The sequence below is a fragment of the Algoriphagus antarcticus genome, assembly GCF_002150685.1.
Taxonomy (GTDB): Bacteria; Bacteroidota; Bacteroidia; order Cytophagales; family Cyclobacteriaceae; genus Algoriphagus; species Algoriphagus antarcticus.
This window is the reverse complement of record NZ_MSSW01000056.1, coordinates 43,865-55,832: the sequence shown is the minus strand read 5'-3', so window position 1 is coordinate 55,832 and position 11,968 is coordinate 43,865. Positions and strand designations below refer to the sequence as shown.

Genomic DNA, 11,968 nt, shown 5'->3' with positions numbered 1-11,968 from the left:
CACTGTTCGATTAGAACATCTCTTACGAAATCATCTAACATCTCTGTTGTTTTACTCTCTAACCTTTCTACCCCATGATAACCCGCATAATTCTCAGCTTCTTCATTTTATCACTAGTCAGCACCCACTCTTTTGCGCAGCAGAAAAGAACAAGGATCGGAATCGCTGGCCTTACGCATGGGCATGTAGGCTGGATTCTCAGAGCAAAGGATCGCGCGGATTTGGAGATTGTCGGCATTGCAGAGCCTAACAGAGAATTGGCAAAAAGGCTAACCGAACAGCACGGGATTTCCATGGATTTGGTTTTTGACACCATGGAAGGGATGCTGGAAAAAACGAAACCCGAGGCAGTGACAGCTTTTGGCAATATCTACGATCACCTCGCAGTGGTAGAGGCTTGTGCACCAAGAGGCATTCATGTGATGGTGGAAAAGCCTTTGGCTGTAAGCCTCGAACATGCGCAGAAAATGAAGGCGCTTGCAGAGAAACACAACATTCACCTCATTACAAATTACGAGACAACTTGGTATCCCAGCACGTTCAAAGCATATGAGATTCTCAATAGCGGGGAAGTAGGTGACTTGCGAAAGGTAGTAGTTCGGGATGGGCATCGAGGACCGAAAAAAATTGGCGTAAGTGACGAATTCCTGGAGTGGCTAACTGATCCAAAACTTAATGGCGGGGGAGCTATCATCGATTTTGGTTGCTATGGGGCAAACTTGGTCACTTGGCTGGAAAATGGAAAACGTCCTAAATCAGTCACTGCAGTGACTCAGCAATTGCAACCTGAAAACAATCCAAAAGTGGATGATGAAGCTACCATTATCTTGAATTATGACGATTCTCAGGCCATAATTCAAGCATCGTGGAACTGGCCTATTGGCAGAAAGGACATGGAAATCTACGGGCTGAAAGGAGTGATATATGCGGATAATCCCACAGATGTCCGCATCTTATCGGCAGACGGTTATTCTGGATTTGAAGAGCAAAAGCTTGAATTAGAATATCAAAACACCCCATTCGAAGATCCTTTCACCTTATTTCTGGCTGTGATCCATGGAGAACTTGTACTAGATGACTACGCGCTCCCTTCACTGGAAAATAACATGATCGTGGTGGAAATCTTATCTGCTGCTGTAGAAAGCGCAAAAACTGGTAAGACGGTTTATTTGAAGTAGATAGAATTGGGAAGACCGTTGACGGAAGACGGAAGTGTTGTTTTGCCAAGCATTAAGGCGTATTTCACACATAACCTCTATAAAAGCACCAATTAATTCATACCTATTAAAGAAGCCGCTCGTGAGAACACGAACGGCTTCTTTATTGTCGTAGATTAGGATCAATAGGACGGGCGAATAATTATTCGTCCCTACAATTCTCTAATCTTCAAATTCTTAAATATCACTCCCTGACCTTCACTCTGCAAACCAATATAACCTTCGGTCAGCGCTTTACCGTCCACCTTATATTGTGGATCAAAATTATTTGCAACACCGCCTCCGATTTGTGGCTTAGTGTATTGCAACACGGTATCGCCATTCACCATATGGATCACCAAAGAATCACCATATACAATCAAGTCGGCCTTTACCCATTCGTCCCACTTGAAAGTCTGAGAAGTGGAATTGATGCAGTGACGCGGATCTTTTTCACCTTCAAAATATACATCTGTTCCTGGTGAACACATGTTTCCAGTTGGTCTAGGCACGCCTTCTTCTTCTTCAGCCAGCATTTGCCACTCTACTGATATCGGCCAATCTTGTTCTTTAAGAATAGTCTCTGGAGCCTGAGAATGAAACATCACCCCGCTATTTCTATAAGTGTAACTCGCAGCGTCTTCCAGCCATTGATCAGTGAATTTATATTCCCAGGTCATATGGAAAGACGAAAAGGGCTTCTTATAAAACAAATGTCCATAGCGATCATTGAACCCTTCATTGTAATCGTCATAATTCACTTCAATAGTCCCTTCGTTTACTTTGAAAGTGTTCCTGTAATTTTCACCTGTTTCATGATGATAGACTTTTGGAGTCCAATCTTCCAGATCCTTTCCGTTAAACATATCGATCCATTCAGAATCAGAATTGTCAACAATTACAACTTCCTTTTTCTCAGAACTACAGGAAATCAAAAAACCTCCTAGCAAGGCTAGCGCCACTATTTTATTCATCATGGGATTATCATTAAGTGTAAAAAGACAAAAAGTAAGGTAAGGAATTTTGGAGTTTAAAAAATCAGTATGGGATGAGTGAACAGTTTCTAAGACGTATGGCAAGCTGAAAAAGTCTTTCCGGTTAAAAATTGAAAAGCATGTTTCTCTATTTTTGCCTCTACAGATGCTGTTGGTTCCATCATTTCTCCATCGATCTGAAATTCTGCGCCCTCTGGGTTTGAAAGTTGACATTCTTCCACCGTCCAAGTTTTCACTCCCTCCACCTGATCTAAATCCCCCTTTATAAAAGCAATCGTCATTCGCAAATAATCCTCAGCAGTCTCAGGGTTCAAAGCAATGATTTCAAATTTGCCATCATCCATAATCCCTTTGCAATTCACAATTGCCCCAGTGCCATACCGGTCACCATTTGCTATTACAATCATTTTGGCAATAAGATCAAATGATTCTCCTCCTGTTTTAAGTTGGAATTTCATTGCGTCAGTACCAAAAATCTCTGAAAATGAATTCTTCACATAGCCTAGCATACCACGTGACTCTTCTTCTTCAAATTTCTGAATCAGATTAGCATTTATCCCAAAATCAGCTAAATGCAAACAAAGCTCTCCATTGATATGAATCGCATCGATTGCATGGATTTTAAAATCCCGGACAGCTTCCCAACAACCCTCCAGATCATTGATCCCCATGCATTTTGCCAGTCCGTTTGCTGAGCCTAGAGGCACTATGCACATGGGGACTTTCCTTTTATGAAGACATTTGGCCACTAGTTTCACAGTCCCATCTCCTCCGCCTATCAAGACTAAATCAGGTTTAGATTCTTCGTATTTACTTAGGATTTTATCCTCATCATTTTCACCTGTAGTCTCCCAAAGTTCCACTGAGAAATCAGGTATCTCAACTTTTACCATTTCGAGAAGTTCGACATCAGTAATAGAATCATTCCCTGAAATGGGATTATAAATCAAAAGACAATTTTTAGACATTTAATGGATCTTTGAACTAATTGATAATTGATTCTTTTTCGACTATTTCTATTGCTTCTTCCGAAGATTCAAAAAAATGGAAGTGCTCAAATCCGTGCAAACTCTTCAAGTCGGACTCCCTGGATGCATCTAATTTGCCTACAATTCTGACAAAAACATTCTTCACTCGGCCAGGATAATCCTGAATAACTTGCGCATAGATCTCAGGGTCATGCTGTCCACTGTCACCGATCAAATGAAACTGCATTTTGGGAAACATCTCCATGAGCAACTCAATCTTTTGAAGCTTGTGTGAATGATCACCACCACCAGACTTCCAGATATTTCTTAGGTTGATATGCTTGTCTTTCAGCAAAATAGGCCCTTCAGGAATATGTCTGTAACGAAGAAAATCCTTAATCAAATCAAAGAGTGACCAATCGCTACTGGACACATAGAAAATAGGCAAACTCTTATCATCGGTGATCTTTTTATAAAACTCCGATACCCCAGGTAAAGGCCTTCTGGTGTATGCATTCTTTGAGATCGAAAGCCAGAACTTTTTCCCTATGTCTGTAGAGTGAGAAATGATAATCGTGTCATCTATATCAGAAATCACTCCCATACTTCCAGAATACCTCGTTACTTCCATATGGGCGATGAGAGACTTTCTGGTCACTGGCTCCACCACTTGAAAAGTCACTAACTCGTTCTGTTCTGTACTGGGTTTGGAATCCCCGATTTGTAACTCGAAGACCCCATTTTCGTCAGTGCACACCGTATAGCTTTTTTCCTGAAAAGTAATTTCCACTTTTGCCAGAGGTACAGATGACCCGGAATAGCGCTTGGCTGCAGAGATGATATTGGAAAACCAATTATTACGGGAAGAAGGTCTTTTCTGCGTATAAGCCTTGATTACTCTTCCTTTGAAAAAAACATCTCTGTCGTTTCCAAAGGCCAAGAAAGGCTCTACTTTGATTTTATCCTGCTTATTAATACTCATTAATTTACCTCCTATTTGATATAAAAGAATAAAGGCAAAAATCAAGCAGATTACAATGAGTAGATTTTTCATTTAGAGAGAAATAGGTTACTTGGACAATTTCATTCAATGCTTCCAATCATATCCGTCGATCTGCTCCAGACAGGCTATCAGCAAAGCAATAGAATCAGCAATGTCTTTCTTATGAGCCATTTCGATCACCTGATGCAGGTGTCTGGTCGGGATAGAAATCGCCCCGGCAATCGCTCCCTGCTTACCCATACGCTGTACGCCAGCGGTATCTGTCCCACCAGCTACCAGTATTTCAGGTTGCCAAGAAATTTTGGCCTTGTCTGCGGTTTGCTTCATAAACTCTACCATACGATAATCACAAATCGTCATGGCATCCATGATCTTAATCGCTGTGCCTTTACCAAGCTCAGTCACTCTCTCATGAGCCTGTGCTCCTGGTACATCAAAAGCAATCGTCGTATCCAGTGCAATCCCAAAATCAGGATCAATACCATGTGCAGCTACATTTGCACCTCTTAGACCAACTTCTTCCTGTACAGTGAAAGTCGCATATACATCGTAGGCAGGGTTTTCAAGTTGCTTCAATGTTTCTATCAAAATGAAAACAGCAACTCGATTATCGATGGACTTACAATTCACACAATCTCCCATTTCGATCAATTCCCGATCCCTGGTCACCGGATCTCCTACGGTGATGCATTTTTCTACTTCTTCTTTGGACATGCCCAGATCGATGAAAAAGTCTGTGGATTTCGGAAGCTTGGTTTTCTCCTCAGCCGACATCACATGAATAGGCTTGCTGCCCATCACTCCTACTAGATCCTTTTTTCCATGCACGATAACGCGCTGTGCAGTAAGTGTCTTCGGATCAAATCCTCCAAGTGTATGGAATCTCAAAAACCCATTCTCATCAATATGAGTAATAATAAATCCGATTTCATCCATGTGAGCGGCGATCATCACTCGCTTTCCGTCGGGATTTCTCTTGCCTCGCTTGATAGCAATGACATTGCCTATATTATCTATTTTGACTTCATCAGCTAGTGGAGTGACCAAGCCAATCACTAAATCACGAACTCTTTTCTCAAAACCGGGAGCTCCGGCGATTTCACAAATTTCCTTTAAAAGGGCTACGTTTATGTCCATTATCTAGTTTTTTCTTATTGGGTAAAATTAAGAATTTGAAATGTCTTGAAAGAAAAAAGGCACAAAGAAAAACTTCTATGTGCCTTCATAATTGAATTTTTCTGTCCTACAAAAGGTCGAAAATTCTATTTCTCAAGAACTTAATATGCTCGTACATTTTTATCTTCCATAAAATTAACGAAAGACTTATTCACTACTCTCACACCACCTGTAGTAGGATAATTTCCTGTGAAATACCAGTCTCCTAAATGATCTGGGCAGCATTTGTGAAGGTTATCTACAGTCTGATAGATTATTATTACTTCAGCTTTTATATCCTCCTTGGTGACGATCTCCGAGATTTTTTCAGAGATCTCATCATCAGTAAATGCGCTATAGACACCTTTCACGAAATTCTCTGTAGAATAGGGTGCACTGAGGCAAGCTTCATATACCTGATCTAATGTATTGGAAATTTTCCGCTCATTCAGCAAAGCTAAAGCTGCTCTGAAAGCAACAAACTCCTTCATCCTTGACATATCAATTCCATAGCAATCAGGGAATCGAATCTGCGGCGCAGACGACACAATTATGATTCGTTTTGGATTTAATTTATCAAGGGTAGTCAGGATACTTTTCTCAAGCGTAGTACCTCTTACAATACTGTCGTCGATCACCACAAGTGTATCCACTCCAGTCTTGATTACTTCATAAGTTGTATCATATACATTGGCGACAATAGAATCACGGTCTTCGTCATTAGCTATGAAAGTCCTAAGCTTCACATCTTTACTGACTAGTTTTTCCACTCTAGGTCGGAAACTCAATAGCTCATCGAGATCGCCCATGTGTGGCTTGCCATCTACAAAAACCTCTCTTCTTTTAGCTGCCAGATAATCCTCCAAACCTTCAATCATACCCAGAAACGCAGTTTCAGCAGTATTTGGAATGTAGGAAAACACAGTATTTTTTAGATCGAAATCAATCGCTTTCAAGATCTGCGGGATCAAAGCTTTACCAAGATTTTTTCGCTCTTGGTAGATATTTGGATCAGTTCCCCTAGAGAAATAGATTCGCTCAAATGAGCATGATTTCTTCTCTCTGGCAGGCATAATTTCTGATTCTGCATACGAGCCATCCTTATTGATTACCAGAGCATGCCCTGGCTGAATCTCCTTGATGGAATTGAAATTAATATTGAATGCAGATTTGATAGCAGGCTTTTCAGAAGCAACTACAATCACCTCATCATCAGCATAATAATATGCAGGACGAATACCTGAAGGATCTCTCACCACGAAAGCAGAGCCATTGCCTACGATACCAGCCATAGCATAACCACCGTCAAAATCTCTACAGGATCTTCTGAGGATCCTAGCCATATCCAGTTCATCCTCGATCACCTGAGTGATCTGTTCGTTGGAGAATTGGTGCTTGTATTTATCAAAAATGCGTTGATTCTCTTCATCAAGGAAGTGGCCGATTTTCTCCATTACGGTGACAGTGTCGGTTTTTTCCTTTGGGTGCTGACCTAGCTGTACAAGCTTATCAAAAAGCTCTTCCACATTAGTCATGTTAAAGTTACCGGCCATTACCAGGTTACGGCTTCTCCAGTTATTTTGCTTTAAGAAAGGGTGGCAAGTCTCTATCGAGTTTTCGCCGTGAGTACCGTACCTCAGGTGTCCCAACCAAACTTCCCCTGTAAAAGCAATATTTTCTTTCAGCCAATTTCCATCAGTAAGTGCATCATGACCTCCGATTTTCTTGGCTTTCTTATATTTACGATTGATTTTGTCAAAGATGTAATTGACTGCTGAGGGCTCAATAGACCTATATCTGCTGATATATCGTGTCCCGGGCTTTGTGTCAATTTTGACATTGGCGACCCCTGCACCATCCTGACCTCTATTGATTTGTTTTTGCATCAGGACATAAAGCCTGGTAGATGCAAAAGCTGCCGTACCATATTTGTCAATGTAATACTGGGGAGGTTTTCGCAATCTAATCATTGCTATTCCGCATTCGTGTTTGATAGCGTCACTCATAGAGTCGGGCAAATGTTATTTTGAAGAATCAAAGGTAATTGTTTTCTGAAGATATTTTTCGCAAAATAAGTTCTCTTTGCTTCCTAAAAATTTGGCATATCGTCGTTCTATTGATCTAACTCAAATTCCCTTTCAGCACAGTTCAAGTTAGATTTTTGGTACAACCTAATCGGAAATTGCAAAATCATTATAGCTGATTTTCTCTCAAATCAGTCCTATCTCCCGGTAATTGAAGTGGGCACCATAATAATGACCTAATATAGCTTACAGAAATAACCTATCTAAAGCCTAGGGCTTCTCTCTGAATTTGATCCTTCATGTTATTTTCAAAGTAGTTTTAATTTTACGATATATTAAGAACTCAGTCTTGGCTGGTGTTTTATTTCCTGCAAATGCCCCGGAGAATATTACTGAAAAATCACAGTAAGAAAAGAAATGGAATTGAACGTTCACATTTCCTCTCAAAGCAGCAAAGAACTTTATCACAGGTATAATTAAACTAAAACTTGACTAATACCGAAAATCGAAGATTCATTTCACTGCCAAGTTATTTTTGACGATGAATCTGAAGAGAAAATCTCCAAAAAAAAGAATAAACAAGGCAAAGAAATCCTAGATTAGTTGCTTAAACTCCTAAGTAAAAATGCGCTGAACACTTGTCTGGTGTTTTTTTTGTTAATTAGGTCTATAAAAGAAAGCAATTCATGAAGCATATATTATTAGTAGAGGATGATCTGACTTATTCGAGGATCGTTAAGACCTTTCTTGAAAAAAATGGATTTACAGTTCAGACAGCTATCAAAGTCAAAGAAGCTCAGCAATTTTTTAGTAATTCGAAATTTGATTTGATCATTGCCGACTTCAGGCTGCCTGACGGCACGGGAATGGAGCTGCTGCAGTGGTCCAAAAGCAACTACCCGCAAACTCAGGTGATCCTGATCACGCATTACTCCGATATCCGGATTGCCATCAAAGCCATGAAATTAGGGGCTTTCGAATACATCACTAAGCCGATCAATCCTGATGAGCTTTTGGCAACTGTAAAAGAATCTCTTTCAGCTATAGTAACTGAACCTGCTTCAGCTTCAGCAGAAGCTCCAGTCACTCCATCTTCTTCGCCTAAGGCCAAATTCAAAGGCAGTTATGTAGTTGGTGGATCAATAGAGGCAAAAAAACTCGAAAAACATATTCAACTAGTCGCGCCCACGGATCTGAGTGTGCTCGTTTTAGGGGAGACAGGAACGGGAAAAGAGTTTGTTTCCAGAAGAATTCATGATTTATCCACCAGAAAAGACGGTCCATTTATCGCAATAGATTGTGGTGCTTTGCCTAAAGAACTTGCTGGAAGTGAATTGTTTGGTCACGTAAAAGGAGCTTTTACAGGAGCCTTGGAAAATAAAACAGGTCACTTCGAGATGGCCAACGGCGGCACAATATTCCTTGATGAAATCGGAAACCTCAGCTATGAAGTTCAGATCCAACTTCTCAGAGCAATTCAGGAGAGAACAATTCGAAAAATCGGCGGAAATAAGGAGATTTCTATCGATGTGCGGATTATCGCGGCTACGAATGACAACCTACTATTACAAGCTGGAGATGGGCATTTCCGCGAAGACTTATATCATCGATTGAATGAGTTTACACTGAGTGCTATACCACTACGAAGCAGAAAGGAGGACTTGGAAGATTTTGCAGATCAATTCCTTGAAGAAAGTAATGAGCGACTTGAAAAAAGCGTCAAAGGCTTCTCTCCGGAAGTCTGGGAGATATTCCTTGCCTATGACTGGCCGGGAAATTTGCGGGAATTACGCAATATCATTAAACGTGCAGTACTTCTTTCTTCAGGATCACATGTAGAGAAAGACGCTTTGCCTGCAGATTTGTATGAGCCATCTGCTAGCATAGTGGGCACAAAAGGAGGTATGAACTCCATTTCTCGTACAGCTGATTTACCTTCTCCCAAAGACTATAAATCCCAATGGGTGGAGCAGGAAAAGGAGCTGATCCAGAAAGTACTGATGGATACCAAATTCAATAAGTCGAAAACAGCCAGAATTCTAAATATGGATCGCAAAACCCTCTACAGCAAAATGGAAAAATACGGACTAGATTAGTTTTCCACGTTTGCCGTTTTTTCGATGGTCTCGGTAAGTGCTGCCAGCAAGATGCTTATTTCTTCATCCAGCTGATTCAGTGTATCACCGAGACCGTTTTTATTGCCTATTTTCAAACTGTTTTCCACCTTTCGGGCAGTGGGACCTGCCGAGCTTTTGATTTGTCCCAGTCGACTTCCCAGCTGATGGCAGATCTCTAGAATCTGGTCAAAATCATCGTTCATTTTCGCCTTTTTCATCTTTCTGAGATCATTCCGTGTCTCCACTACCAATTCCCGCACGATATCCTGCAGCAATAATTCATCTCCCATACAGAATCTCGCCAAGTCTTTCAACTGAAACAGTGTACTATCAGATTCGCTGATCTTCTGATTCTTCTGCGTGTCTTTCACTACATGATTTGGAAAAAACTTACCCAAGCAATCGATCAAAACACGCTCTTGGAAGGGCTTGAAAATAATCTCGGTAAAGCCACTTTCCATCATTTTGTCCCGCTCCTCCACAAAGACATTTGCCGTCATAGCCAGAATCGGAATCCCTTTGTACATGTCAATGGATCTCAATCTATTAACTACATCAAAACCAGAAAACTCAGGCATCTGTATATCCAAAATCGCAAGATCAAAATCAAGCGCGAGGAACTCATCTCTGAAGTTGGTTCCTCCAGTATATGCGATGATCGAAGCTCCAAAGTAACTAAGAATAGTCTCCAAATATCGGAGTCCCACCTTATCGTCATCCACAAGAAGAACTTTCAGTCCAGAAAGATCAAGGGAGACAATTTCGTCAGGATTGAATTCCACTCGCTGAGATTCTGTGGCTGTCATCGGCAGTCGCACCAGCATGGTGGTGCCCTCGTGCTCAGCGCTAGACGCCATGATCTCGCCTTCCATCAAAGTTACGAGACGCTGAACAATCGCCAAGCCCAGACCGGTACCTCCATATTTTCTAGAAATAGATGTATCTGCCTGATCAAACTCGCGAAATACCTTTTCCAAGACCGGAGGGGACATCCCGATTCCAGTGTCCTTAATTTCCACAGTTAGCATACCTTTCCCCCACCCCACATTTACACAAATAGAACCTTCGGAAGTGAATTTAAAAGCATTACTGAGGAGGTTGTTTAAGATTTGCTTTAACCTGAGTTGATCTCCTATGAGCCATTTATCTTCTGGAAGGTCCAGTGACCATTCAAAATCGACTTTCTTTTCGGCAGCCTGCAATTCGAAGAAATTCTGCAAGGAGGAAAAAAGTGACTGTGGATCAAAAGGATGCGCCTCCAACTTCAACTTCCCTGCTTCCAATTTTGAAAAGTCCAGGACTTCATCCACGATTTCCATCAATGTATCTGATGCAAAGCCTATCATTCTGAGGTGCGATTGTTGGCTAGAATCAAGTTCAGATTTTTCCAAAACCGATCTATACCCCTGAATCACATGGAGAGGATTTCGAATCTCATGACTCATATTAGCCAAAAACTCCTGCTTGGATCTCGCCAACTGCTCAGATTTCAGTCTGGAAATTTCCAGATTCTCCTGATACTTCTTGGTGACTTTGATCTCTTTCAAAATCGAATAAACCATGATAGCAGCACCTATTACTGCCAAAATCACAATCATTATCAAGAAATACGTCATGTCATAGGTCAGCTTATAGGCTGAGTCATTTTGACTGTCGGATTTCTCCAGTGCGCGTTGCTGCAGCGTAATTACCAGATTTTGAATTGTATTGATGATCTTGCTTTGGCTGATAGATATTTCAGCTTCCATTTTGGCAAGTTTCTGTCTCTGAAAAGCCTCTTCGCGATTGCCCCTATTTATTACTCCTTTGATATTATGGAGAACGCTATCTAATGTTTGCACCTCCGGTAAATTGGGATCTTTGAGGTTTTTCTTTTGCAAATCACGCAGAAAGTCAATGGGCTTATCTCCGTCCTTGCGGATGATTGTTAGATTAGACTTCGCCTCCTGACGCGAAGATATCTCCTTCTCCAGGTCACTAAAAAGCTGATCCTTTGGATTGATCTTACCTATAGGCTGTTGTTCTATAGTAGCTGCTCGTCTGCGTATTCCCAGTTCGACTTTGTTCAGCGCTTGTTGGGTGAAATTCCGACTAGCCAAACTCGTCTTCACATCAAACAAATTCACATAGCCAACTACAAGTGTATCTAGGTTGTTCTGTATGCTTTGGATGTAGGTGTTTTCCAGCGAGTCTTCTGCCATTGAGCCTAATTCTTGAAGCTTTTGCTTGAGAGAAACCACACTTGAGTCCTGAACTCTAAAGTCCTCGTCTACCCCAGAATTATCCAGTTGAGTAATTTGAATGATTTCTGACTGAAGCTCGTTCAGGAGATTGAGCTTTTGATTAGGCTCAGCTAGCTCCTTCATCGTTTCAAGGAGCCTATTTTGGGTATAGTAAGTCAACCCTGCCATTCCGATCAGGAAAATAGCGGCTATGAAAAAGCCGGTAACGACTTTCCCTGCTGTATTGGAACTTGGGGAATTTCTTTTCATCAAAAACACATTACCCTA

General features: G+C 41.2%; 8 protein-coding genes. 2 read left to right on the top strand and 6 right to left on the bottom strand.

The features are described 5' to 3' along the window. Positions 1–74 precede the first annotated feature (74 nt). On the top strand, positions 75–1,178 hold the full coding sequence (locus tag BVH04_RS18085) for a Gfo/Idh/MocA family protein (RefSeq protein ID WP_086542876.1): 1,104 nt from the start codon (positions 75–77) through the stop codon (positions 1,176–1,178). A gap of 191 nt (positions 1,179–1,369) precedes the next feature. Here BVH04_RS18085 and BVH04_RS18080 read toward each other — a convergent pair whose 3' ends face one another. The 5 genes from BVH04_RS18080 to BVH04_RS18060 form a co-directional block, all read right to left on the bottom strand. Further along, positions 1,370–2,170, bottom strand: coding sequence for a 3-keto-disaccharide hydrolase (locus BVH04_RS18080; RefSeq protein ID WP_086542875.1), 801 nt, complete (start codon positions 2,168–2,170; stop codon positions 1,370–1,372). An 89-nt stretch (positions 2,171–2,259) separates the two neighbouring features. Continuing rightward, complete coding sequence (locus BVH04_RS18075) at positions 2,260–3,159, bottom strand: diacylglycerol/lipid kinase family protein (protein WP_086542874.1); 900 nt, start codon at positions 3,157–3,159, stop codon at positions 2,260–2,262. 16 nt (positions 3,160–3,175) lie between these two features. Next, positions 3,176–4,213: a phosphatase domain-containing protein gene (locus BVH04_RS18070; protein ID WP_086542873.1), complete on the bottom strand. Its 1,038-nt coding sequence runs from the start codon at positions 4,211–4,213 to the stop codon at positions 3,176–3,178. A 33-nt stretch (positions 4,214–4,246) separates the two neighbouring features. Further along, the gene (locus BVH04_RS18065) at positions 4,247–5,299 is read right to left on the bottom strand and encodes a M42 family metallopeptidase (RefSeq protein WP_086542872.1); all 1,053 of its coding nucleotides are present in this window, start codon (positions 5,297–5,299) and stop codon (positions 4,247–4,249) included. A 140-nt stretch (positions 5,300–5,439) separates the two neighbouring features. Further along, positions 5,440–7,323, bottom strand: a complete 1,884-nt coding sequence (locus BVH04_RS18060; protein WP_086542871.1) for an amidophosphoribosyltransferase — start codon at positions 7,321–7,323, stop codon at positions 5,440–5,442. Between the two features lie 704 nt (positions 7,324–8,027). Between BVH04_RS18060 and BVH04_RS18055 the strand changes: the two genes are divergently transcribed. Next, complete coding sequence (locus tag BVH04_RS18055) at positions 8,028–9,437, top strand: sigma-54-dependent transcriptional regulator (protein WP_086542870.1); 1,410 nt, start codon at positions 8,028–8,030, stop codon at positions 9,435–9,437. Here BVH04_RS18055 and BVH04_RS18050 read toward each other — a convergent pair. Further along, positions 9,434–11,950: a hybrid sensor histidine kinase/response regulator gene (locus BVH04_RS18050; RefSeq protein WP_086542869.1), complete on the bottom strand. Its 2,517-nt coding sequence runs from the start codon at positions 11,948–11,950 to the stop codon at positions 9,434–9,436. The two genes, BVH04_RS18055 and BVH04_RS18050, sit on opposite strands and share 4 nt — an antisense overlap. Between the last annotated feature and the right edge of the window lie 18 nt (positions 11,951–11,968).